The organism is Marinimicrobium sp. ARAG 43.8 (assembly GCF_050113635.1).
Classification (GTDB): domain Bacteria; phylum Pseudomonadota; class Gammaproteobacteria; order Pseudomonadales; family Cellvibrionaceae; genus Marinimicrobium.
This window is the reverse complement of the sequence record NZ_JBNJLT010000001.1, coordinates 216056-241383: the sequence shown is the minus strand read 5'-3', so window position 1 is coordinate 241383 and position 25328 is coordinate 216056. Positions and strand designations below refer to the sequence as shown.

Here is a 25328-nt window from a genome sequence, read left to right as displayed (position 1 = left end):
TAGGTATCATATGTTCATCTCCACGGCTCTGTAGAACTCAATTCGATTGTCGAGATTGATGGGAAGTACTCTGTAAAGAATCGCGTTTTTAAAAATCGTGATGGCGCGCTTTGATGTAATTCCCATAGATTGAGAGGTCGATTCGATGATCGTTCGTAGATCCACGAATCGGTTTTCACACCATGTGGCGATAAATGATTTCGAGAACTGGCCTAGGACATCAAGTTGAGCGTCAGGGTCATACTCAAACCGACATAAATCAAGGTTGTATGCGATGGGTTTAGTGGCGTCACGTTCCGTTATGACCCGGTACTCAACGTTACGGCGTCTCCAGAACTCTTTCTCAATATCCAGTTTTTGCCAGGTCCGCCGAACGCTCCGGTTCAACTCCAGGGGATAAATGGAGTTGTGGTATTTGAATGTATAGGCCGTTGAGATTGTCTCGCCTGTCCTGCAGTCTAGGTGGTTGACCAAGAAATCGGTGGACATAACGTGTGCGTAGCGGATACGAGATTTTCTGTCCCATCCGTTTGGGTGAATGACTCCCAATTCGTCAGAAATATCAATAGTTTCCTCGATATCGAGTGGGAATTGCTCATAGATTGCCGTTGCGTTCGATCGCCAGAGCAGCATCTGGTAGGCTCGATACTCTCCGTCGGACAGCAATGTGATGGGTCGATTTTGACGCGGGCACAGATGTAGATGGCGGCGGCCGACAAATTTTGTTTGGGATACACGCACGAACGAGCGATACTCGCCTATGGAGGCGCAGAGCGTCCTCCATTTGCCAAGCTCTTTCATGGCTTGGTCCGTGTTTAAAGCGTAGTTTTTAGTCATCGGTTAATCGGTCTCTAGTAGGTTACTTTTTTAGGAATACCATAAATTCAGCGATTGTCGAGACCGGGATTTATGCTGTAAGTCATTGATTTATATACTGTAATATATAAATCGCAGATCGAGAGACTCGCGTAGGATGGGACCAATGAAAATGGATCAAGGATTTTTTCGAAGGTTTTCAATGACGTAGATAAAGTAGAGCGAATCACCTACCGGCATGTAGAATAGGAATATTAAAAGTAATATATACAACTTGTAGTTATTAAACTTATTGGGGTTAATCCAACATGGTCTTACCAGCGGGAAGAAATTTATATGGTGGTCCTAATAAACGGTGAGTTTACCGAGATTTAGGTTTCGAAAAGGACTTTACAGTAGCATTGAGGCCAAGGTTGCTGCTGGATACCTCGACCGAAGATCATGAGTTGTCATCACAGGATATCCAGCAGAGCTGGGTGTCAATGGCCATCTACTTTAATCCCAGGGACGGTGGGTTAGTTTATATGGCCATTAGCAAACATAGGACTGGAGAGCGCAGAGTTCTGAATAATTTATAGGCGCTGTGGTCGAGCTCCTCAATTATACATTCACGTCATCTTGGCACATTGGGCAAGTGACCGTGCTTGGTCTCCCGGAACTTATGTCCACCTCCCAGCAATGACTACATGGGCGGCAGTATGCCCAGAGAGTGGTTCTTGCCTCTGGCGGAGGGGTATTCGGTGGACGGGGAGGTGGTTTGGGTTGGCGTACAGGGCGCTGCCGGTTACTTTTCATTCCGGGAGTTCGGTGCCGTTCTCGCAGCTTACGCTTCTCCCGGAGCTTACGCTCCTCCCCTAGAACCTCTGACGTCAATGCGTCCTTGAGCGCTGTTTCGATTGCCGGTGCATCCCGGTGATAGATCCAGGTACGCTTTATCTTACTGTCGTAGAGTAGCTCTCGGATGTCATTCTCCGTAGGGAGCCAGTTCTCTTTTGGCCTTGCAATCTCGGAAAAATCGATTTCGATACAGCTGACGCTCAGTCTGGCGTATGCCTGCTTGGCTTTAGGCCGTGGGAGGCCAGTCATATTGAGCTCAATGGCGAGCGGTCCGAATCCGTCGAGGGTGCAAAGCAGACTTGGTTGGGCGTCTGGAGACAGAGTCGGGTTGTAAAGAATTTTGGTGATAACTAGGGTGGCGCCCGCTGCGACCACTTCCTGGTGCTTTCGGCGTAAACCTACAAATCGGCCATGACGCTCTGCATGGATGGTCAACGGTGGCAGATTGAGTTTTTTCCCGTCTGAAAGCAGTTGACCGGCCATTTTTTGTAGGGCGACGTGGTATCCCTGGGTACAGGGTGACCGCCCACCCGGCCCAGTCTGATGGCCATCATGAGCGAAGTGGTGGACCAGCACCTGGCCTTTACGTGCCACCAATGGTCCCAAGCAGCTAGGGCAAAGCGCCTCGCAAGCCCGGCCGGCCTGTACTTCATTGATTGAAACCAGACGCCCCTGAATCAGGCCAAATGGCAGTTTCATAGTGTCAGACACTCCCGGCGATCGTTAAACACCTCTGTCACCTGATATTGACAACGTGCTTGGCGGTTGCCTGAACTTCTCCAGCTTTCACGATCCTGCAGATCAGCTCGTGACGCCCTCGGTATGACGTATGCTCCCAGTGCATTAGATCGTTGGATGTCGCTTGATGGCCCATGTCATTAGCCGCCTCAGCTTCGTCTCCAGAGTTTATGGCTTCCCACATCACGGTATACGGAGGAGGGACATTCGTTTGGGCTTTAAATCGAAGATGAACTCTCTTGGGAAGAAACCGACCACTACGAACGTTCTCACTCTTAATAAAGCCACCCTTTGATCCGGCAATGCCCATGGTGAGCTGAAGGTCATGGGGGTAATGGCTTGCCTGGCTCTGGGATGCGTTGGCGATCGCTTGCGGCGTCCAGAATGTGTGCTGAAATATGTAATGCCAAGCCTTGTTCGCCTTTTCATCGTTGCAGTTGTCATCAAATAGTACAGCCAGCTTGGATAATACTGATCCAAGGCGTCGCCTCAGGTTCTTCACCTGCTTCAAGAACTTAGGCTTATCGGTAAGCTCTTGCGACCGGTCTACGGGGTTGTAGACCGTGCAACCCAGTTTCAAACGGGACTCTATAGCCCGTAGCGTGTCATAGAGTGCAATGTCATCTCGATCATTGTTGGGCCGGTAGCACTCGGCGACGAGTGTAGAGATGATGAATCCGCCGGGTAAGTTCCAGCCCTCCCGGCCCTTGGTAAAGGCTTTTATCCAGCGGACAATCCGCCGCATCTGCTTAGGGGCAACCTGGGGGGTCACAAAGAGCCCCTTTTCGGGGCTTTGAGTGGATACTTCCCCAATAAACCAGTCGGTCACGGTCTTGGGATCCCTCGGTGTCCAGTCGGCTCCGGCATGTTCAATAGTCTCTTGGCCGAGCCAGTTCTCACGTCGGCGATAGACCGCGATATCAACGTGATATCCTAGTGAATACCAGATGGTGACCGCGTTGGTCCTGGCCTCGGGGTCCCGAGAAAAGCCGTTCGCCTTCCGTTTGATGGCTTCCGCCACCCGTTTTCGGGCTTCCAGCGGCGAGGCCGGAAGGTCATCCTCCTCAAATATGACGGCGATATCAATATCGTAGTCGTTGTTGGTGGATTTGTTCGCGGTATGCATCGCAATACTCCCTTGCAGCAAACTTTTGGCGAAGGTCGGTCGGCCCATTTCCTGTAGGCCGTCGGTCAACCGTTTCAGGTTTGTATCGCGGAGGGATCGTAAACGGTCGAACTCGTCTTTTAGCCGAACATGATTCTCGTAGAAGGTGTTCAGCTCACTATGCATATTGTACTGAGGCATTGTCGGCTCCTTGTGGTACGTGAGAGGAGAAGGTAGCTGACAGGGCCTCGGGGCTATTTAACGTCAACGACCAGGCGTAGCGGGGGCGGCTCTTTGCTGAGAAGTTGTAAACCATGATCTCCGGGTCGATTCTCTCGCTGATGCGCTGTCCCAGCGCGAAGCAGAGCGATATTGGTCCGGCATAAAACAGGTGGATGCGCTGGCGGTTTGGAAACCGGTTTTTCGTCTCTTCCAAGGCGCGTCGGAACTCGGTGCAGATCTTCTCGACTTGGTCCAGGTTAGTGACCACTTCCCTTTGAGGGTGGCGAGCGTTGATTTCTACTTTTGCCAGAATGTCCGGTATATCTAGCTCATCAATCTCGGCTTGATGGATGGGGTAGCTAATACCAAAAGCAATAATTATGTCCCCGCTGGCATCTGATGGCGTAATCTGGTCTAACGTAGAATCGACCTCCAGAGACTCCTTTCCCGCTGTCAGGCGGTTCCAGCGATGGGTCTGATTGCCAAGTTCATAGAGATCTACATTGAACTTGTTATCTGAAAGCAAATAACCGAGGTAAAAGGCAAGGGGAACATGGGGTAATCCGTAGTAAGCGATCAAGGAGCCGGACGCGGAGCCCAGTAGCCCTCCGAGTTCTTGGGGGACCTTATCCAGTCGTCGGATGACTGAGCGATGGTCGTTTAGGAGGCCATTGGCGTAGGAGTCGCTGTGGTCGACGTCGATTTCCCGGTAAGTTTCGAATCGTTGAGCCAGGGGTAAGTCCTTCTTGAGATCATATTTTGGGAAGGTCCCCAGAGAGTTATGACGGACGCCAATAACCTCCTTACGCTTTGGAGCCCAAAGGTGGTTGATGACGACCAAAGCTACCCCTGGGAATATAAGGAGCACACTGAGTATCGGCATAGGTTCTTGCGTCGGCAGTCGTCCTAAGTCAATTTCCTCGAGGAGTAAGTTAAGTAAATCAACATAAAATGGTGGGGATATTAGGTAGATTCCCGCGACAACAAGGATATAGCCAACCCAGCCGGTGGCGCGTCGAAAGTGGAGTCTCAAAAGCAGTTCTAGGAAATCAGTAAAAATTTTCAAAGTTTTCACCCGGTCAAGATATTAAAGATAAGGTATCATCATCAAAATGATGATGTCAATAGATCATATTGACGGATATTGGTTCAATCGGGTATCCTCTCTAACTTATTCTCATAACGAAGAAGATATATCCGTGGAAGACTTAGCCCAGGCACAGAAAGAGCGTTTGGCCCACATCGATTTCAGGCTCTACTTTCTGGGATCGGTGGGACGAAATGATTTGGTCAAGCGGTTTGGTATCAAGGAGGCCGCTGCTACTAGGGACTTGGCTCAATACCGGGAATTAAAGCCCGGCAATATCGAGTACGACACGAAGGCCAAGCTTTATAAGGTGACGGAGGGATTCCAACCGCTATTTGACTATCAGTCGGAGCGGGTGCTGTCCGCGCTGTCGAAAGGTGTGGGTGACGATACCGTGTCTGCCCAGAAGCCGTTTATACCCTGTGAGACGCCTTCTCAGCTCAGTAAACCAGACCTGGATGTCCTCTCCGTACTAACTCGAGCGATCTATAAGAAACAAGTCGCTCAAATCGAGTATCGTTCAGTATCGAGCGGCTTCACTACTCGAGAGGTTGTCCCTTTCTACTTGGTTGATAACGGGCTGCGCTGGCATATCCGAGCCTATGATCGCAGGCGCAATCGCTTTACAGACTTTGTGCTGACTCGGATTACTCGGCCAAAGCTACTCCCGGATAGCCCAATCGAAGATCACGAGCTGTCATCGGAGGACATTCAGTGGAATCGGATTGTGGAGCTGGAGATCGTTGCGCACCCGCAACTGGACCATAAAGAGACGATAGAAGCGGACTATGGGATGGAAAATGGGGTGCTGCCGCTAAAGATCCGAGCAGCGGTAGCCGGCTACTTGCTTCGGCGATGGAATGTGGACTGCACCTCCAAAGGATCGCTTAGAGGAGCAGAATACCATTTGTGGCTAAAAAATAGGCAAGCATTGTACGGTGTTGATAACCTGAAAATCGCCCCTGGCATTGAGCAAGACCCGGTGCAGTAACTGAATAAACCTGCAGATTTAACGGTATATACTATTGGGGCCGCAATTTGTCTACACGCCTATCACCAGACGCTCGTTTCAACACCCTTTCGAGTGAAGGCGTCTCACGGTGAAAAGGCCGGCGCTATTTAGTCTTCTCGCCGCAATACAGGTGTTCTGTAGCCGTTAAGCGTTTAAGTAAAAGCTTTTGTATGTAATTTGAGAGATAGCCATGCTTGTTGATTCGTCAGAAAAATTTCATTGGTATGTAACGTTGGGAATTTTTTCATCGGTAACGGCCATATTGCTTGTAGTTGGACAAATTCATGCACGAATGGAAGCCTCTTCGGTGTTTGATAGGGCTTATTTGCCAGTGTTGTCTTTTACGGAGCCGGTATTCGCACCAATGGTGGGGTTCCTTGTGATTGTTAAAACCTGTGTTTTCGCATATCAGAAAACAGGTGATGATCGCTGGATTCTTTCCAAATCTTTCTGGGGGAAACAACTAATTGTGGCTGCTACGATTTTCCTTACTTTTCTTTTTGCCATGACTTTACCAAGCGTTTTTCCTGGTTGAAAGCGTGCTTAGTTCCGAATTTTAGGGGTTAGTGAATGAACAATCTAGTTGAGATAGTACTGTTTCCCATACTAGATTTCCTTGGTTGTTTTAGGAACCTTAATTCCCCGGATTTGGATAAATCGATTAACTTTATCTAGGTTTAGGTCGAGGGGGGGGGATTGAAGATTGATTCAGCTTTTCTAGATACGGAAACCTTAATTCGTGCTGCGGAATCGGAGGACGAAGTGGGAACAGTCCTTCGTATGCATTTGGTGCTTGATAATATACTGGATGCTTTCCTTCGTGAGAAAATAACGGAGGCTATGAGACCATATATAAAAATTCCAAAGTACTTCGGACAGAAGATTCCCTTGGTTACGGCATTTGGTATGCCTATCCCCTTTGTCAGAGCGTTGCGGGTAGTCAATACCATTCGAAATGAATTGGCACATAACACCAAGGTTCTCTCGATGGACCACCTGAGCAAACTTGCGCAGCAGGTTAACCTACTAAGTGAGATCGATCCGTCGGTCAAGCCACTTAATAAACGATATATAGAGCTACCCGTTGCTCGGCCTGGTGAACGTATAACGTATGGCTGCGGAGATTTAAGGCTCGATTTCGTAATCGCAGCCATGGCTATTATTCATGCAATGGTACCGTGGTTAGCCAAGCAGTAATAAGGCGCGCACTCATAGTGAGTGTGTGAGGATCCTTAACTAAGAATAAAAAATCTCTGTTTATTCAAAAATGTGATAATTCTAATGTTGTGACGTGGTTCACATTCTCGGGTCGACATGATTAAATCTCCAGCGGAGCAGCTGGGAGACATCGATCGTATGGTGAGTGTTCGCATTACACCCTTCTCTTGAGTTAGTCCTAGCCGTTATTCCCCTGAATCTCGGGGTGTTTAAATAGTAGTATCTACCTCATACGTCTTAATTCTGCGAGGATAGTGTTTTATGGCTCGTTATTATGTGAATCGGAACGCTCAAGCGAACGGTGATCACGAGGTGCATGTCACCGGATGTAATTGGATGCCTGATCCGGGTAATCGTAGCTACTTGGGTGAGTTCAGTAGCTGCGCGCCTGCCGTCAGAGAAGCAAAGAAAACCTATGCTCGATCAAATGGCTGCTTTTACTGCTGTAAACCTTGTCACACGTCTTAAGTTACATTGTTTTTAGATATTTTTTTCAAATTTTGATTTAAATCTCTTTTAGGATTATTGGAATGAGCGGAAAAGATCAACACGTCATACCACATGAATCTGGTTGGGCCGTCAAGGGCGCAGGCAATGATCGAGTGACATCCGTGCACAACACACAGCAGCAAGCAATAGATGTCGCGCGAGAGATTGCGCGTAACCAGCAGTCGGAGCTTGTTATTCATCGACCTAATGGTCAGATCCGAGACAAGGACAGCCACGGTAATGATTTCTTCCCACCAGAGGGATGAGCTCTGAGTATTACGGAGCCGGGTAAATTTTCTATCTGGGAGTAGAAATTATGGATTGGAGTGTGATGTTGTCCTTAGCGGAGTTCTTTAACGGTACCCCGCTGCAAACAGCTGGATATGCTTCTATGGCAGCGCTATTTTTCCTCTTGGTGACCAGGCGATCCTTGTTTCTTATCAGACCTCTTGCCAGGCTTTTAAGCTCTTTAGTCATGCAACTTCAGAGAAGTGTTCGAGAACTGCTATCATTGCCTGCTGATGTTGCACGGAGGCTGGCTTCTATTGAACCGTACTTTGCCATCGTTTCTTCTTTGGCGATGATGGTAGCCGGTGTTTCTATCGGGGGGGTTGCAGTTTTGGCTTTGAGAACCTCTGGTGAAACGGTGGCAGAAATAACTCAGCTGTTCGCCTTGGGTACATTGCCGTTGTCTGCCCTTTATTGTCGAATCAGCTTCTGCGAGCTTTGCAGGGCGGTGGACAGGGGTCGTTCTTGAAGTCAGGGAATTGAAGTTTAGTAATTGCTTTTAAAGGCGAGCTGTATCAACTTAAATGATCATAGTGTATGTCTATTTTTGAGATAAGAGTAATGATGCGCTAAAGCAATGCGGAATAATTGTTGAGGGTAATAAAGGTTGTACAATTTTGATCCAGAAAACTGGGAAACGAGAGTAGTCCTCCCGGCGATTTTGAGGGGCAGAGATTTAATGGTGGAGCTTCTTCAGAATTAATCGCTAGAAATGATTTTTAGCGCCCCCTCTAGTTGGCGGCAAATATTCTGCAGTGTATAGCCAAGCTCATTAAACAAGCGAGGGAAATCTCCGGTTGTGGTGAGGTGACCAATTTGCAATGATTTGGCCCCGAATGGAGGCGGCTACCAACCATCCAGATAGGGGTGCACATCGGCCAGATCAATGATTCGGCCAACGAGCATGTCTTCAAGTGCTGTATACCTGCCAAAGCCTTGGTTGGGGCGCTGACCCCACTTTTGCCACGCTTCCTGTGAAGTGAACAACATCTGTAACGCTTTGTATATGCGTGCTACGTATGAGAGTCGCTCCAGGCTATTTCAGCATAATCGGAAGCGTTCACCCCGCTCAGAGCGTTGGCGCCATGTGTTTAGGGTAGTCCCGCTACTGGCCCCGCCATTGTCAGCACCGATGCTAAATCCCTCAGTTGCGGAAAAAATAGACCGGTGTTGACAACATCGTCCTCCGACTGCTGCAGTTGTCTGTTCTCTCGCTCTAAGTTGCACCGGCGCGAAGACCGATTCGATCGGTTTGGTGGTCCTTAGATGACCCTGATACTCGGCCTGAAAATCGTAGAACGCCAGCATGCGCTTGTTGTCTATGTGAAGGCATTCCATGGACTTGGAGTACTTGGTCGAGTCCTGGCGTTACAAGCGTCATACACCAGACTTTATTATAGCCCTGGAAATAACTGTGGTGACCGTAGTGTATATAGTAGATATGCTTGCACTTTAGCCACATTTAGCCCTAGAATGCTTACTCATATGAACGATTCTCTGAAAGGAGGTAATTGGTATGGTTGGTCCACGGTTGCGCTAGAAACGCTCGATTTTTGCCTACGGTCTATTGGGTAGAATATAGTAGGCCAGACTTGACGTGACAGACACCATAAAAATCCGTAATTGCCAGATGAAAACTGGACAATTACATGAAAACTCTACGCCTACTAGATGATAAGAACATTACTTTTGATAGGTAAAACTGCGCTACCGGTTTTCCAAAACCTATCTATCTTGCTAAATGTGAATTGTCTTTGACGCATCGTAAGTAGGGATGCGGCCCTGTTCGGACGGATATCCTAGCTGATTACTTACCAATCGGGTATTTCCTATCTTGAAGTCGTCACTGTAATGGTTGTGGCCATAGATCCACAGCATGGGCTGGTACTTCTGGATTATAGAGTCCACGTTCGCTTGAAAGTAGCAAGCCATATCATCAAGAGCAAAGTTTTTGTTGTGCGTTTTAAGCCCTGGTGGGAAATGAGATACGACAACGGTTTTCTTGGAGTCACCGCTCGAAAGCTGTCTCTCCAAGTATGACTTACTTTGTTTGAAACGATCTGCAGCATCTCTAGGCGTAAACCGATCATTTTTTATGGTGCTTATCAAGCGAAAATCATTGATGCCTCGGTCGGCTACAGCCATTGGCCGATCACTATTTCCTAGTACTGAAAAATCTGTCCAGAGCGTGGAGCCTATAAACCTGACTGAATCGATCACCACCGAATCGTTTTCCAAAAAATGTACTCGATCATTGCCATCGCAGGCGGATCGATACTCGTCTATTTGCTGATCAATATTATGTTGGTAGTACTCATGATTACCTGCAATCCAGACGATATGAGACGTAGGGTGCCGGAGCGACAGGTCGAAGATTATATCCAGGGAGTGTTTTCCCGTAGCTATGTCCCCCGCAAGCACGATGACGTCAAGATCTGCGGGAAACGACAAAGCCCTCGACCTGTCGGCGGTAGAAAACTCTAGATGGAGATCTGAAGCGATTGCTAGTCTCATTTGTTCCTACTAATCAACGAGGAGCCAAGTACTGTGTTTGTATCACTAACGTAGGCTGAGCGCACGCAATTTGCAAGCACAGAAATACCGTAAGCTGTTGATTTTACAGAATATTTACTTTCCCGGATAATATGTGGTGGGGAGTGGTAAGTCGTTGAACTTTATAGATATTTCCCACCGACTGAGACCGGATGAGAATTAATGCGCCATAACTTTGATAAGCTTATTAACTTACTGGCCACCCGGTAATAACAATATATTATAAAAATGATGTTGCGCGAGATCGTTAGATTCAGCGCATTTGGTAGTAAATTCGGCTCCTGGGACTTTCCATACACGGTGTCACGGGCGAGGCAGCCCTCTCTTCGCTGCCAAAATCGAGATAGGATGGTCTTTGGGAAAGTAGAATCCCCTTTCTCTCATACGAGAAACGGGATGTTCAGCTAGCTGTCGAGACAGCGAAAAGCTTCCCTCGGCCTGCTGCTGGAGGATCTCCTCCCGCTCTTCGGCTTGTGAAAGGCGGCCTTTCTCACACTTGGGATTTTCCACGACGTACTACCTCTGAGCGATTGATAGCTAGAACGAGAAACTGGGGGCCCATTTTATCAGATGGTCAAAAATTAGTCATTGCCGCGGGTGAGGCTTAGAGCTTGGCGAGTAAGGTATAGGAGCTTGTTGTATTCTCCATACTGCAGCGATAGAGTAAGTGGGCCTGGACCCTTTTGGCAGCACGCGAATTAAGCGAGGGGTTGGCGGAGATCAGCAGCCTTTACTCCTAAGACGCCGCGACTGACCAGGCTACCATAGATGGTGTCCCGGGGTTAGTCTCTGTTTGTTCGGAGGATATGGAGCAGAGAAACACCAAATAATGCTTTCGTAGAACGACGCCATGGTAGGACCCTACGTTGATAGCCCCAAAAGTGGTGTGCCGCCCTTATTTCAATGGGGCTGCGACACAGATGTGGATCTATTGCGAGTTCTGGGGTGACCAATTGTCGGCTCCCGACGCGTGACCTAAGATGCGTCGAACCTTCAGTCCGAACACCGTTATTCATTTTAGCTATAAAAGCCCGCCCGTAAGCTTAATCCAAATCGGAGCTTTTAATTGTTCAAATAGGGAAATTGCGGTAAAGCCTCTATAGTGGCACAATAATCAATATGAGATGCTTTAACGATGTCGCTTAGGAAAGTCAATAATTCGGGCTCTAGGGGCCTATTTCACTCATCACTTGACTAGTTCAGGATTTATATGTCCCTGCTATTTGGGCGTACCCGCCTTCCCCAGTATTGGCTTCTCTTTTACTTTTATATTTTTTTTTGGCTTGGCAACTATAGTGGCCGTCGGTGCCCATGACTACTTACCAAAACGCCGTGTGGCGCTTGATTTGGATGCCTATGTTTACTCTGATGATTTAAACTCTGTTGAGTATATCGACTTTGACAAGCGCATGTGGCGCTGTGTAGTAACAACGTCAGAGGAAAGATCCTTTTGTGGCATGAATCTTCTGATGAGTAATTCAGACCAGAAGGAGCTAGACTTGAGTGAGTTCCAAACCCTGCATTTAAATATAAAGTATCGGGGTGATTCACCTCTGCTACGTTATTATTTTCGAAACCGGGAGCCAGGTTTTTCGGAAGGAAAGGTTTTGGAAACTCATAAATTCTTGCAAGCTCAAATTTCTACTGACTATATATCGGAGAATTTAGAAATTCATCTAGATGAATTTGATGTTGCCGAGTGGTGGCTGGCTCAACATAAGGTGCCACGAGAGCTGAGTAGACCTAACTTTGAGCATGTAACGGCCTTTGGTGTGGACCTGTCTTATCCCTTGGTAGAGGGCGATCATTTTTTTCACTTAGTTTCTGCCGAGGTGGTCGGGAATTGGGTCAGTAAGGAGCGGTGGTACAGGGGTATCATCGGCATGTGGCTATTCGTTTGGCTGTGTACTAGCGTGGGCAGTTTGGTTTATATGCGTCGGAAATTCTTGCGGGAAAGGCATCGCACCCAGGAGTACAAGGATTTGTCTCAAAAAGATCAACTTACGAGGTTATTAAACCGTCACGGACTAACCGTCGCCATCGAGCAGCTGTTTTCAGCCGAGGAAATGTTGTTAAGTCTTTTGGTGGTAGACGTTGATAATTTCAAGAAAATTAATGATCAATTTGGCCATGATTTGGGGGACCAGGTCTTGGTTTGGTTAGGGGAGATTTTACAGGATTGTGTCCGTCAAAGCGATTTCGTCGGAAGGTGGGGCGGGGAGGAGTTCATTGTGTTGCTGCCTCTGGCGGATGTGATGGCTGCTGAAAAAGTTGCTGAAAAAATACGCCAAGAAGTAGAGTGTGGGAAGAACGAAAAATTAGATGGCTATGTGTTGACGGTTAGCGTTGGTGTGGCTGAGCGAGGGCCACATGAAAATTATAATCACCTGTTTAAACGTGCCGACGCAGCGGTATACAAAGCGAAAAGAGCAGGGCGTAACCAAACGGTTGTAGCTGAAGCCGATGATCTGGGGTTGTGATTTTTTATAATTTTTCTTCGGATTGCATTTGCAATCCAATCCGAAGAAAACAATCATCCATGCCGATCGATAGAGTGAAACTCTGTTCTTTATAGGGAACTAAATTTGCTTTTTACGAAAGCGTTGACCGTCTTCGCTTTCTGCACGAACAGACCCTGATCATTTACCAAGCTGAACTAAACGAATCAAGTTGCCATTCCACTGCCAGGTTGCACTGCCGGCGCTCTGAATCCTGACGGTGTGGGTGCCCGCGGTGAGCGCGACGGGTGTGTCGAGGCTGAACGTTTCGTATGCCTCCCAGCCTCCGGTGGTGGTGATGGCGATTTGCCCGGCGTCGGTCTCGTTGATCATGACATCGGCGGCCAGGCCGGATTGGGTGGGGGAGGCCACATTGACCTCTACCCGATAGTCACCGTCCTCCGGCACGGTAATGCTGTAGTCGCCCCAATCACCCAAGGTGTTGTAGTTGATATTGCCATCGGCGGCAGGGTTGAATCCCTCGACGCTGTCGTCGGCGACGGGTTCGCCGTCTTTGCCCGTGGCGAAGAAGGCGTCGAAGTCGGTGGTGACCGTTGCGCCGGTGTTCGAGGCGGTGTCATCGTCGCTGGTGTCGGGGGTCATGGACGCTGGCTTGTAAACCCGAATCCAGTCTACATAGAACCGGTTTTTATCGAGGTCCGACAGCTCCTCATCGGTGGCCATGATGCCGTTATCTGAGCGCCAGTCCTGGTCCTCGGCGTCAACGATAATCTGCATCTGCTTGCTCAGGCCGGTGCCGTTTGTATAGCCCTCCGGGTCGATGATTTCCTCGCCGGAGACGGTGCGAACCAACTCGCCGTCGATGTAATACTCCAAGTGCCAAGGGTCGCGCCAGTAAACGCCGACCCGGCTGAATTGTTCGCGCCACAGGCGGCCATCCGTGTACCAGGAGCCATCGTCTTTGGGCTGATAGTCCTGAAACGGGTCGCGAATAAAGACGTGGTGCGACAGGTGCATGCGCTCTGCGAACCAGGTCTGATCCGGGCGGCTGCTACCGTAGGCTTCCACAATGTCAATTTCTTCGGTGGAGTCGGCGCTCAGCATCCAGACGGCGTTGGCGAGGACTTGGTCCATGATTTTAACACGGGCTTCGACGTAGACCGGGTATTGAACGCTGGTTTTGGAATGAATGGCGCCGGTGTATACCTCGTCGGTCTCGGGTTTGCGGGTGGCTTCGATAACAAGGTTCCCCTCGGTCACAGAGGAGTTCGGGTCATGGTAATCCGTGAGCCCCGGCCCCTGCCAGCTATTGATAAACCCTTCGGACCAACGCTCGTAAAACGCCTGGCCTTTGTCGTCGCCGGGGGCGGAGTAGTTGAAGTCGTCGGACACGGCGTCGACGAGCTCCCAAGTGTTGCCGGCTCCGGGGTCGGCAGGTACCGCCAGGCCGTCCCAGTCGGCGGCTGTGGAAGCGCCCTCGCTACTGCTGGAGGACGAATTGGAAGAGGAGGTCACCGCTTGGTTGCTAGAAGCTGCGGCGCCTTCGCTACTGGAGGAGACGGCGCTTTCGCTGCTGGAGGAGGAAGCGCTGCTGATCGCCTGGCTTGATGATAGGCTGCTCTGCTGGGATTGGGCGCTTGAGGAGATGCCGTTCTCCGAAGTGTCATCCGAATCGTCGGAGCTGCTTCCCCCACAGCCATGGAGGCCCGCGCTTAGAAGGGCGACGAGGAGTAGTGAGAGCGGCTGCCGCAGGGAGCGTTGCGGGGCATAGAGCATTCTGTGACCTCTTGAGTCGTTATCGTTAGAGTGTTGGGAGTCGAGGGCGCTTCTGGCCTTCAATCACGTCAGAGGCCTATATTTTATTAAAAACAGTCAACTGTCAACAATATGATGCGTCTCCGCTGTTATCGCCGCTCGCGGAGGTGAAGCGACTATTGTCGCTTCACCAGGATTACCCAATCGTTCTCTGTGTCTCTGGGTGGTTTTCCCAAGTCGACCGTTGCCATATCGCCCCAATAGGTGGTCACTTCCTTATCGACCCTGAGCTCTGTAATAGAGCCGGTTTGCAGCTCGCCGCCGTTGCGCGGGTCGAACCACTGTACGCTGTAGTCGGATTTGCCTGGCAGTAAACGAAGCGTTAGAGCTTTTGAGGCGTCTTTCGCATAAATGATATAAAACTCGCCGACTTCCGCTAACGCCCAGGCGTTGCTGATCACTTCGTCTCGGCTAACCGCTTGTGAAAGCTCCACATCGGCCAACGCGAAAAATTCTACAGCGTGGCGAGCTTGATCCCAGAAGAGGTCTCGGGTGCGCCAATCCTGAGCGGTCAGGTCCGAGTGTTCATGTTGGTAGCCGAAATACCATTCCGTTCCCCAAGCGCCGGCGGTCAAGGCCCCCCAGAGCCCGTTCATGCGGGCAAGGTTGTGCTCGGGGTCTTCCGAATCGGGCACAAGGGAATGTTGTGCGTCGCCCGGCTCGTCGACGGCGACGGCCAGTGGTCGCCCGTTGGCGACGGGCCAACTTCTGATTTTTTTGACTTGGGGATGAACCGCACCAAAATCCGCGCGGTGGGTTTGTAACGAGACGCCGGTATAGTAGCTGTCAGCTCCGGTGAGGTCGTCAAAGAAGTTACCGTTGTGAATGACAATGTGATGCTGATACGGGTCATTGTCATGAAAGTACCGGGCCATAGCCAAACGCTGGATGGTCGATTGCGGTACGGTTTGATGCTTTGGGTACCACTCACCGTTTTCTTCACCCATGTTCCAGTTTAAGGCCAGGTGGTGACCAAAGCGCGCGATGAGTTCTCGATAATAGAGTTGGCGTTGCAGGCCCAAACCGCCGCCATCGAGCAGTCCCTGATTTTCCACTTCTTGCGTTTTGAAGTGCAGAAAAAGGCCGCGCTGTTGCGCGTGCTCAAACACTACCTCCCACTGATCGAGCTTGGAGACATCGAACCGATCGTATGTGATGTAGTCGACATAGGGAAAGACGTTTTGGTCGTCCCCCATGATGTTCAATGTTAAAAACGAAATGGAGTTCATGCCTTTTGAGGCAAGGTAGTTCAGCGCGCCGATCAGCCCTTTTCCTTTATCGTTTTTCCAGGTGGGGTCGCCTTTGCTCCAGTCTTTGACATGGGGCGCCCAGGTTTTGACGAGAGAGTCCTTTTTGCCGTCATCGTGAAAGGTCCCGTCAAAGTCCGCATAAGCGAGCAGGTTTTCTGGCGCATCAGGTCCTGCTTTAATGAAGTAATCGCCTGCTTCTTCAAAGCGTAGATAAGGCTCGTTCACATAGTTCAGGCGACCACGCTGACGAAAATCTGGCCACGTTTTATTGGTGTCGCGAATGGTTAGGGTACCGTTTTCGTCGTCCATGAAGCCTGCGCTGACGCCACTGATTGGCTTGCTGGAGACGGCGACAAAGGGCCCTTTTCTAAAAGATGCTTCCCATTGCCACGGCCCGACCTCGTCCGGTGCGAAGTGGACTCGCCATTTGTTCCCCTCAGTTGCACCGGTATTGGCGGCATCTCCATCCGCTGCGAAATAACCGGGAACAAGGTAAGACTTTCCCGTGCGCTGGTGGGTAAACGTGACGTTTAACCGGTAGTAGACAAACGGGTTAGGGGTGTCACTTTCTGAGACGTTGGGCCCGTCAAAGGTCAGCGTGACCTTGTGCCACTTGCGAAGCTCGCCACTGAGCTCAGCGGCCAGGGCGGGACAAGTGTGGAGGAGTAGGCCGAAAACGGCGATAAAAAGGCGAGCCCGCCATCGAAAGGGTGCGTTCATAGTTGTCATTTTTCAGCTTCGTGTGGTTAGAGAGCCCTCTTCCGTGAGGACTAATAATTTCTCTTTCGCTTTCTGAAAGCAATGATTGCGATGGTTAGTCGGTGACTTTCACAAACCGGATGACATCACCATTCCACTGCCAGTTGGTATTCCCAGCGCTTTTAATCCGAACGGTGTGGGTGCCTGCGCCGATAAAAAAGTCGCTGTCGAGGCTGAAGGTCTGGTAGGACTCCCAGCCGTCGGTGGCCGAAATATTGATTTGGCCAACGTATACGCCGTCGATAGTGACCTCAGCTGCCAGCGTGCCGCTGGAGGGAGATGCGACATTGACCTCTACCCGATACCGACCGTCTTCTGGCAGAGTGATGCTGTAGTCGCCCCAGTCACCCAAGGTGTTGTAGTTGATATTGCCCTGGCCTGAGGGGTTGAACCCTTCGACGTTGTCGCCCGCAACCGGACTGCCGTCTTTCCCCGTGGCAAAGAAAGCGCCGAAATCGGTCGATACGCTCACATCGCTGCCCGAGCCGCCGCTGTTACCACCATTAGTCTGGGTGACGGGTTTGTACACCCGAATCCAGTCGACGTACATCCGGTTCTTGCTGGGGTCGGAGAGCTCTGCGTCTGTGGCCATGATGCCGTTGTCGGAGCGCCAGTCCTGGTCTTCCGCATCGACGATGATCTGCATGGGCTTGCTCAGGCCCGTGCCGTTTGTGTAGTCGTAGGGGTCAATGATGTCGGGCCCGGAGACGGTGCGAACCAGCTGACCGTCAATGTAATACTCCAGGTGCCAGGGGTCTCGCCAGTAAACGCCGACCCGACTGAACTGATCGCGCCAGATACGGCCATCCGTGTACCAGGAACCCGAGTCTTTGGGCTGGTAGTCCTGGAAAGGGTCACGAATGAACACGTGATGCGATAGGTGCATCCTTTCCGAAAACCACGTCTGGTCTGGGCGGCTGCTGCTGTAGGACTCCACGATATCGATCTCCTCGGTGGAGTCTGAGCTCAACATCCAGACGGCGTTGGCCAGCACCTGATCCATGACTTTAACGCGGGTTTCAATGTACACCGGGTATTGAATGCTGTCATTGGAGTGAATGGCGCCGGTATATACCTGATTGGTGTTGGGTTTGCGGGTGGCTTTGATGACCAGGTTTCCGCCAGTCACCTCCGAGTTGGGATTGTGGTAATCCGTCAGGCCGGGGCCTTGCCAGCTGTTGATGAACCCTTCGGACCACTGGTTGTAGAAAGTCGGGCTTTTGCCGTTGGCGGGGGCGGAGTAGTTGAAATCGTCGGAAACCGAGTCAACTAACTGCCAGGACTTGCCTGCGCCGGGATCGGCAGGCACTGGTATGCCATCCCAGTCGGCGGCGTGAACCATGGAGCCGTAGGCAGTGACGGCGGCGATACACAAGAGTTTTTTCATAAATCCTCCATCGCATTTATATCATTATCGCTGTGGGGTGTTTTGTGACCTGGGGCGCTAAGCCCAACAGGCGGGCTGCGCGAGTCGGGGCACACGAGCCAAGTCACGCTAGATAGGAACAAGAGGAAAAGCGCTCTTGAACCCCTCAAAGACTATAGATAGGTGATTGTATAATGTAAACAATAATGCTGGTTAGTTTCTGAAATCGTGATGTAGAACTCAAGGTTGAAAGCGGCGCCCAAGGGGGAGTTAAAGGGCTGAGCGGGAAAGGGAAGAGGAAAAACCGCCCTGGCCGGATTAGGTCCGGGCAGGGCGGTCAGAGGCGGTTGTTGTCCTAGAAAGCCGTTTTTGGACGCAACAGGGCGGTTGTAGACGCGCCGTAACGAATCGCGAGTGAGCTCACGTAGCCACCGCTGTCGGGAAACTTAATGCGAACGGTGTTGTTGACGTCGATAAGCTCTACGGGGAGCGGAACCTCGATCACCCCAAAGAAACTCTCGCGGCCTTTTCCGTCCAGGTACTGGTCTCCACCACGCCAGTCGATCGGTACCGTGACCGGCTCACCATTGACAGTGATTTCCGGTTGAAGCGACAGGCCGTGCTCCCGTCCCAGGCCCACGCGTAGAATGGCAAACCCTTCGGCTGACGTGTTGATGTCATCCACTTCGAAGGTGATCGGCCGTGCGCTTTCAATCGGTTGCTTGTAGGTGTTGGCGTAATAATTAGTCTCTTGCAGCTCACCCAGCGGTGCGTTGCCGGTGTTGCTGTAGCGGATGACCATGGTGGCTTCCGACTCCAGAGTCAGCGTTTGAGGCAGCTCGCTATAGGTCTGGTTCTCAATCATCGGCGTCCTGTCATGCAGGGGCAGCTCTTGGTCACCCAGGAACAGCTGTTTGGTTTGTATCTTGGCCGGGGCCGCGCCATCTCGGAAGTTTAGGGCGAACTCTTGAGTCTCAAAATCAAGGTTGTTGACGATGATAAAGGTTTCAGTATCACTCCGGTAAGCGTCGACTCGCAGATCCGGGTCGTCGGTGGCGGTATCCAAACGGGTGCCTCCAACGTCTTTCCATAGCTCGTACAACTTCACCAGTTCGGTGTATACCCATTGCTCACCGGATTCGCCTTCGGCTTCAAACTGTTGCCGCATTAAGCGGAAGTTATAGGGGACCGTTGGGCTTATTCTGCCCCATTCTGCCTTGACCGTAATGAACGGGAGTGCTTTTTCCACCTGGTGAGGGCGCTCCATAAAGGCCATCATCATAGAATTGATGGAATTGATCGTCAGCCAATCCCGATAGGGGAACCAGGGTTCATTTCTCAGCCGATGTACTTGGGCTCCGTACTCGGAAATGATCAGAGGCATCTCCTTGCCGAAAGAGAGATCGGTGTAATGGTTCAACATGTCCAGCGTCGCTTCCATGTTGGCGCCTTTGCGGTATCGCTTGACCGGTACACCATTGTCGGTAAAGTCCGGGAAGTCGTACAAGTGCAGGGATATGAAATCCATATTACTGCCAGCGACGTCCAAGAAATGCTTGTCGCGCTCCTCCCAGCGGTTGAAGTTGTCTTTTTCGAAGTCGGGGAAGGCGACGGTGTACCCGCCCAGAAGCACATCTGGGTTAAGGGCCCGAACCTCTTTCGCCACCGTGTTATGAAATTCAAAAATGGTGGTCAGGTCGACCGGGTCCTCGGCCACTGTTACCAGCTCCCACAGCGGCTCATTCATCACTTCGACGTATAAAGGTTTGGGCTGGCCTGGCTCGCCTTCGCTTTGCCGGAAGAAATGCTTGAGGAACTGACTCATGTACTGCCCGGTCGCTGTTCCCAGTGGCTCCTCGGGGGTATCGGTTTGGGAAAAGGTCCACCCCTGTCCGGTGGGCGTGCCGTTCGGCCAGTAGGGGTGTTGCTGTGCCGCAACAATCATTTGCTGGTTGCGATGTTCCTGGGCGCGTTGAATGGGTCCGCGCACGTCTTGGCGGGCGCTATACCAACCGGTGGCGTCGTTGCCTCGGCTCTCAATCGCTTCATCATCAGCGTACCCGGGCTTCTCCGGGTCCTCGGGTACCTGTGACAGTTGCCATGCCATACCCCCGGTGTCGCGGCCGAAATACACATCATATTCAGTCATAAATTCGGCCATCAGGTTGTCGCCGCCGACTGAGTCAGCATTCTCTCCCAGCCACCAGTCCTGCTCGGTATGGGAGGCATGTAGGGTAATAAAGGCTTCCCGGTGGAAGGTGTCGGCATCGCCCACGGCTCGAGTGACGTCGGAATCAACATAAACCTGAGTGGCGCCTTCTGACGCAGCGGCGCTGGAGCTGCTTATGGAGGTGGTACTCATACTGCTGCTGGACGAGGTGCTCGTCTGGCTGCTTGAGCTGGCGCTTTGCTGCGAGCTCGAGGCGCTTGAAGGGCTTTCCGAGTCGCCATAGCTCCCTCCGCAGCCCTGAAGGCCGGCGGTCAGTAGCACGGTGAGTGCGAATGCTGATCGGTTGCGGGACAAAAGATGCGTGCGATTGAGCATGCTTATACCTCTTTATCGTGTCAGGCATCGGGCTGGAGAAACCGCCCTGTTCTGCCTGCCTGGGTTTTTATGTCGCTATAGCGTGCCCGGCTGAACCAGGCCAGACCGAGCACGCTGGGGGCGATACCTTTACTACGGTCTTCATTATATAGTATATTGTCGACAATATATATGTGTCGATAGCTGCATTGCGCCGCAATGCCAGATAACGGTAGGATGCATTAAATATTGTAATATTGTTGACAATATGCAAATTCAGGCCTACAGTCGTTGTAAAGACCGTTTTATCAATAAGAGAGATCGATAATGAGCAAGCTTGACGTCGTTCCGGGGTGTGAGTCGCGCGCCGCATCTGAAATCGTTGATGTAAGAATCGAGTACTACCGGGTACCGTTGGAAGAGGTGCTCGCTGATGCAAAGCATGGGAATCATACCCATTTCGAGCTGGTTCTTTGTCGTATTGCTTGTGGTGATGGCCGTGAGGGTGTCGGCTACACGTATACTGGCGGCACCGGTGGTCGAGCCATTTATTCTTTGTTGAAGGATGAGTTGGCGCCCGGACTAATAGGGCTCGACTCTTCTGAGATTCTGTCGATTTGGGAAAAAGTGCAGTGGAAACTGCACTATGTGGGGCGCGGTGGCCTCGTCAGCTTCGCCCAGTCCGCTATTGACATTGCTTTGTGGGATCTGAGGTGCAAACGGCTGGGGCTGCCTTTGTGGAAAGTGGCCGGCGGAGTAAATAACACTACCCGTTGTTATGCGGGCGGAATTGATCTTAATTTCTCCAAGGACCGGTTGCTGGAAAACGTCAAGGGTTATCTGGATCGGGGGTTTGATGCGGTCAAGATAAAAGTTGGCAAAGCGGACTCCCGCGAAGATGTTGATCGGGTTAGGGCTGTCCGAAAATTGATCGGCCCCAGTCGCGGATTCATGGTCGATGCCAACTATTCCATGACGGTCGAGGGAGCAGTGCGCTTCTCTAACTCCATTGTCGATCAAGATATTACCTGGTTTGAAGAGCCCACTATCCCTGACGATTACGACGGATATGCTCGTATCGCTCAATCAACGTCTATTGCTTTGGCCATGGGTGAAAACCTTCACACTATTCACGAATTTACCTACGCGGTCTCTCAGGCCAGGCTTGGTTTTCTTCAGCCTGACGCCTCCAATATCGGTGGTATCACAGGTTGGCTGAAGGTGGCGGATCTGGCACAGGCGTTCAACCTCCCTGTCTGTAGCCACGGAATGCATGAGCTGCACGTTTCTCTCATGGCGTCACAGCCCAATGCGGGCTACCTGGAAGTTCACTCCTTCCCGATCGACGCCTACACCACTCACCCCTTGAAACTTGAGAACGGTCGTGCCGTGGCGCCGGACATTCCCGGCACCGGTGTAGAGTTTGATCACGACCTTCTGCGCAAGCATCTCATTCAAGCTTATTAAATAGAGGTATCCCATGAAAGCTTCTCAATACGCAGGCAACAAAAAATTCACCATCGTTGAGGGCGAAAGAGTCGCACCCGGTGCCGGTGAAGTGTGCTTGAAAGTCGGTTTTACCGGTATCTGCGGAACCGATATGCACATCTATCACGGCGTAATGGATAAGCGAGTGTCCATTCCCCAGACGACCGGCCACGAAGTGTCCGGCGTTGTGGATGAAGTCGGTGAGGGCGTCACCGACTACAAGCCGGGCGACCGGGTTGTAGTGCGCCCGCTGGATTATTGTGGAAGTTGCCCGGCATGTGATGCCGGGCATTCACACATTTGCCACAACCTGAAATTTATGGGCATTGATACGCCAGGGTCCTTCCAGAACTACTGGACAGTGAAGGCCAGAACGCTTCACCGCCTTCCTGAGAACGTCTCCTTGCAGCAAGGCGCCCTGGTGGAGCCGCTGTCGGTTGCTTGCCACGACGTGGCTCGCGCGAAACTGAAAGCCGGTGAAAAGGCCGTGGTTCTCGGTGGTGGCCCGATCGGTCAGCTGGTGGCAGCGGTCGCCAAGGGTATTGGTGCCGAAGTGATGGTATCGGAACTCAATCCGGCACGCCTGAAGTTCTCTGAAGATCTGGGCTTTGAGACGGTAAACCCCAAAGAGGAGGACATAGAAGAGAAAGTCAAAGCTTGGACGAACGGCAAAGGTGCGGATGTCGTCTTTGAGGTAAGCGGTGTTCAGGCCGCCGTAGAAACCATGACCCAGATCGCGTCGGTACGTGGCCGTATCTGCATGGTGGCGATTCACGCGGAAAAGCCTCTTGTCAACCTCTTCCACTTCTTCTGGAAAGAGCTGGAGCTGGTTGGCGCTCGCGTCTATGAGGCCGAGGATTTCGACCAGGCTATCGATATGATTGCCTCCGGAAAGATCGATATTGACCGGTTTATTACCTCAGTCTCTCCGTTGGATGAGATCGACGAGGCGTTCGCCAATATCGATGCAAACCCCGAAGGTATGAAATCTCTGATCAACTGTGGAGGCGTTCAATGAACGACATGTTTAACCTGGAAGGAAGAGTTGCTCTGGTAACCGGCTGTAAACGGGGTATTGGCAAGGCCATGGCTGTAGCCTTGGCTGAAGCGGGCGCTGATATTATTGGTGTGTCCGCGACTCTGGAATCCTCCGGCTCCGAGGTGGAGAAGGAGGTTACCGATAAAGGCAGAAAGTTCTCGGCCTATCAGTGCGATTTCTCCAATCGCGAGAACCTGTACGCTTTCATCAAGTCGGTCAAGAGCGATCATCCGAAAATTGACATTCTCGTGAACAACGCGGGAACGATCCGCCGGGAGCCGGCGACCGATCACGGCGATGACATCTGGGACGAGGTGATCGAAGTGAACCTCAACGCCCAGTTCATTCTGAGCCGGGAGATTGGCAAAGAAATGGTCGGTAATGGCTACGGCAAGATTATCTTCACCGCCTCGCTGTTGACCTTCCAGGGCGGGATTACCGTTCCGGGGTATGCGGCCAGCAAGGGGGCGATTGCCCAGGTGGCCAAAGCGCTTTCAAACGAATGGGGCCCCAAAGGGGTCAACATCAACGCCATTGCACCGGGCTATATTGCCACGGACAACACCCAGGCGCTGCGTGACAACAAAGAGCGGGCCGACGCCATTCTGGCGCGCATCCCTCAGGGTCGATGGGGTGAGCCGGAAGACTTCAAGGGACCGGTGGTGTTCCTGGCTTCCAAAGCATCCGATTATATGAATGGCAGCGTCGTTCTCGTTGACGGCGGTTGGATGGGAAGGTGATCTCATGATTAAGAACAACCTCAACTTCATTGGTGGCAAGTACGTAGCGTCCAACTCGGACTCGACCATCAAAGTCTATAACCCAACCACGGGTGACGTAGTCGGTGAGGTTCCGGGAGGAACCAAAGAGGACGCTCAGAGCGCGCTTGATTCTGCCAGCCAGGGTCAAAAACAGTGGGCCAAGCTGACCGCTCGTGAGCGTGCGTCAATCCTTCGTGCGTTTGCGCAAGGCATTCGAGGCAAAAAGCAGGGCCTGGCGGAGCTTCTGGTAGCGGAGCAGGGCAAACTGCTCTCCGTAGCAGAAGCCGAAGTTGAGGCGACCTGTACCTTCATAGAATATGCCTGCGACAACGCGCTGACGATCGAGGGGGATATCCTGCCCTCTGATCGTCCGGGTGAGAAAATTTATATTCACAAAGTGCCGCGTGGCGTGGTTGTCGCGATTACCGCCTGGAACTTCCCCCTGGCGCTTGCTGGCCGGAAAATCGGCCCGGCGTTGGTGACCGGGAACTCCATTGTGGTGAAACCGACCCAGGAGACGCCTTTGGCAACATTGGCGCTGGGTGACATTGCGAACGAGGCGGGCATTCCTGCCGGCGTTCTGAACATTGTCAACGGTCATGGCTCTGTTGTGGGACAGCATTTGTGCGAAAGCCCCTTGACCAAGCTGATTACCATGACCGGCAGCACCCGGGCGGGGCAGATCATTTCCCGCACCAGTGCGGACCTCCTCACGCCGGTTATGCTGGAACTGGGTGGTAAGGCGCCTTTGATCATTATGGAGGATGCCGATCTTGATAAGGCAGTAGAAGAAACCTTCACAACGCGTTTCAGTAACTGTGGTCAGGTATGCACCTGTGCTGAGCGGGTGTATGTGCATGAGAGCCTGTACGACCGGTTTATCGAAAAGCTGGTTCCAATGGTGGAGTCGATCAAACTGGGCGACCCGATGGACCCGGAAACGACCATGGGTCCCAAGGTGAATGCCCGGGAAATTGAAAACATCGACAAGCTGGTGAAAGAAGGCGTAGAGCAGGGCGCCAAGGTGCTAACCGGTGGAGGCGTTGCAGAAGTGAAAGCGTTTCCCAATGGCCATTGGTATCAGCCGACGGTGCTGGGCGATGTGAAGCAGGATAACGTTCTGGTTCACGAAGAAACCTTCGGCCCGATTCTTCCGGTGGTAAAAATCTCCAGCATTGATGAGGCGATTGAGTACTCCAACGACAGCATCTACGGTCTCTCCACGTACCTCTTTACCAATAACTTGAACTATATCCATCGGTACATTGATGAAGTCGAAAGCGGTGAGGTCTATGTCAACCGCGGGATCGGCGAACAGCATCAAGGATTCCACAACGGCTGGAAACTCAGTGGTGCCGGTGGTGAGGACGGTCGCTATGGCCTTGAACAGTACCTCGAAAAGAAAACGGTTTACTTTCAGGAGTAAATTGGTTCGACTTCTTCCCGCTCGGAACGATAAGCGGGAAGAAGTGGTTCGCACCAAAGCAGCCGTTTTGAGTAAA

Annotated in this window: 19 protein-coding genes and 1 pseudogene; 10 read left to right on the top strand and 10 right to left on the bottom strand. The window is 51.5% G+C overall.

Going from position 1 to position 25328, the window contains the following annotated elements:
- Positions 1 to 6 precede the first annotated feature (6 nt).
- From ACQCLF_RS00910 to ACQCLF_RS00900, 3 genes are all read right to left on the bottom strand, one after another.
- Positions 7 to 801 carry a TnsA endonuclease N-terminal domain-containing protein gene (locus tag ACQCLF_RS00910; protein ID WP_426984337.1) on the bottom strand — a complete coding sequence of 265 codons (795 nt, stop codon included), beginning with the start codon at positions 799 to 801 and terminating at the stop codon, positions 7 to 9.
- 1588 nt (positions 802 to 2389) lie between these two features.
- The gene (locus ACQCLF_RS00905) at positions 2390 to 3697 is read right to left on the bottom strand and encodes a nucleotidyltransferase (RefSeq protein WP_426984336.1); all 1308 of its coding nucleotides are present in this window, start codon (positions 3695 to 3697) and stop codon (positions 2390 to 2392) included.
- Complete coding sequence (locus ACQCLF_RS00900) at positions 3675 to 4784, bottom strand: SAVED domain-containing protein (RefSeq protein WP_426984335.1); 1110 nt, start codon at positions 4782 to 4784, stop codon at positions 3675 to 3677. The genes ACQCLF_RS00905 and ACQCLF_RS00900 overlap by 23 nt, the downstream gene beginning before the upstream one ends.
- Positions 4785 to 4917: 133 nt before the next feature.
- On the opposite strand from ACQCLF_RS00900, the gene ACQCLF_RS00895 reads away from it, so the two are divergent.
- The 5 genes from ACQCLF_RS00895 to ACQCLF_RS00875 all read left to right on the top strand — a co-directional run bounded on the left by ACQCLF_RS00895 (position 4918) and on the right by ACQCLF_RS00875 (position 8281).
- A complete protein-coding gene (locus ACQCLF_RS00895) occupies positions 4918 to 5796 on the top strand; it encodes a WYL domain-containing protein (RefSeq protein ID WP_027330160.1) in 879 nt (292 codons plus the stop codon).
- A gap of 211 nt (positions 5797 to 6007) precedes the next feature.
- Positions 6008 to 6352 carry a hypothetical protein gene (locus tag ACQCLF_RS00890; protein ID WP_157209867.1) on the top strand — a complete coding sequence of 115 codons (345 nt, stop codon included), beginning with the start codon at positions 6008 to 6010 and terminating at the stop codon, positions 6350 to 6352.
- A gap of 161 nt (positions 6353 to 6513) precedes the next feature.
- Positions 6514 to 7014, top strand: coding sequence for a hypothetical protein (locus ACQCLF_RS00885; RefSeq protein ID WP_157209868.1), 501 nt, complete (start codon positions 6514 to 6516; stop codon positions 7012 to 7014).
- A gap of 551 nt (positions 7015 to 7565) precedes the next feature.
- Positions 7566 to 7790 carry a DUF2188 domain-containing protein gene (locus tag ACQCLF_RS00880; protein WP_426984334.1) on the top strand — a complete coding sequence of 75 codons (225 nt, stop codon included), beginning with the start codon at positions 7566 to 7568 and terminating at the stop codon, positions 7788 to 7790.
- A gap of 50 nt (positions 7791 to 7840) precedes the next feature.
- A complete protein-coding gene (locus ACQCLF_RS00875; protein ID WP_426984333.1) occupies positions 7841 to 8281 on the top strand; it encodes a hypothetical protein in 441 nt (146 codons plus the stop codon).
- A gap of 377 nt (positions 8282 to 8658) precedes the next feature.
- Here ACQCLF_RS00875 and ACQCLF_RS00870 read toward each other — a convergent pair whose 3' ends face one another.
- The 3 genes and pseudogenes from ACQCLF_RS00870 to ACQCLF_RS00860 form a co-directional block, all read right to left on the bottom strand.
- Positions 8659 to 8802: a hypothetical protein gene (locus ACQCLF_RS00870; RefSeq protein ID WP_426984332.1), complete on the bottom strand. Its 144-nt coding sequence runs from the start codon at positions 8800 to 8802 to the stop codon at positions 8659 to 8661.
- 225 nt (positions 8803 to 9027) lie between these two features.
- Positions 9028 to 9165, bottom strand: a pseudogene (locus tag ACQCLF_RS00865) (IS256 family transposase); the annotation flags it as partial.
- Between the two features lie 384 nt (positions 9166 to 9549).
- Positions 9550 to 10326: a metallophosphoesterase gene (locus tag ACQCLF_RS00860; RefSeq protein WP_426984331.1), complete on the bottom strand. Its 777-nt coding sequence runs from the start codon at positions 10324 to 10326 to the stop codon at positions 9550 to 9552.
- Positions 10327 to 11660: 1334 nt separating this feature from the next.
- On the opposite strand from ACQCLF_RS00860, the gene ACQCLF_RS00855 reads away from it, so the two are divergent.
- A complete protein-coding gene (locus ACQCLF_RS00855) occupies positions 11661 to 12845 on the top strand; it encodes a GGDEF domain-containing protein (protein WP_426984330.1) in 1185 nt (394 codons plus the stop codon).
- Between the two features lie 159 nt (positions 12846 to 13004).
- Here the strand turns inward: ACQCLF_RS00855 and ACQCLF_RS00850 are convergent, their stop codons facing one another.
- The 4 genes from ACQCLF_RS00850 to ACQCLF_RS00835 form a co-directional block, all read right to left on the bottom strand.
- Positions 13005 to 14600: a carbohydrate-binding protein gene (locus tag ACQCLF_RS00850; protein WP_426984328.1), complete on the bottom strand. Its 1596-nt coding sequence runs from the start codon at positions 14598 to 14600 to the stop codon at positions 13005 to 13007.
- 155 nt (positions 14601 to 14755) lie between these two features.
- Positions 14756 to 16618 (bottom strand): DUF5060 domain-containing protein, encoded by a 1863-nt coding sequence (locus ACQCLF_RS00845; protein ID WP_426984327.1) that lies wholly within the window; start codon positions 16616 to 16618, stop codon positions 14756 to 14758.
- 85 nt (positions 16619 to 16703) lie between these two features.
- Entirely contained in the window at positions 16704 to 18035 is a 1332-nt protein-coding gene (locus tag ACQCLF_RS00840) for a carbohydrate-binding protein (RefSeq protein WP_426984325.1), read from the bottom strand.
- A gap of 334 nt (positions 18036 to 18369) precedes the next feature.
- A complete protein-coding gene (locus tag ACQCLF_RS00835; protein ID WP_426984324.1) occupies positions 18370 to 20559 on the bottom strand; it encodes an agarase in 2190 nt (729 codons plus the stop codon).
- Positions 20560 to 20865: 306 nt separating this feature from the next.
- On the opposite strand from ACQCLF_RS00835, the gene ACQCLF_RS00830 reads away from it, so the two are divergent.
- From ACQCLF_RS00830 to aldA, 4 genes are read left to right on the top strand one after another with little or no spacing between them, the layout of a single operon-like run.
- Positions 20866 to 22005, top strand: coding sequence for a mandelate racemase/muconate lactonizing enzyme family protein (locus ACQCLF_RS00830; protein ID WP_027330167.1), 1140 nt, complete (start codon positions 20866 to 20868; stop codon positions 22003 to 22005).
- A gap of 13 nt (positions 22006 to 22018) precedes the next feature.
- A complete protein-coding gene (locus ACQCLF_RS00825; protein WP_027330168.1) occupies positions 22019 to 23044 on the top strand; it encodes a (R,R)-butanediol dehydrogenase in 1026 nt (341 codons plus the stop codon).
- On the top strand, positions 23041 to 23805 hold the full coding sequence (locus ACQCLF_RS00820; RefSeq protein ID WP_027330169.1) for an SDR family oxidoreductase: 765 nt from the start codon (positions 23041 to 23043) through the stop codon (positions 23803 to 23805). The genes ACQCLF_RS00825 and ACQCLF_RS00820 overlap by 4 nt, the downstream gene beginning before the upstream one ends.
- 4 nt (positions 23806 to 23809) lie before the next feature.
- A complete protein-coding gene (gene aldA, locus ACQCLF_RS00815) occupies positions 23810 to 25252 on the top strand; it encodes an aldehyde dehydrogenase (protein ID WP_027330170.1) in 1443 nt (480 codons plus the stop codon).
- Positions 25253 to 25328 lie beyond the last annotated feature (76 nt).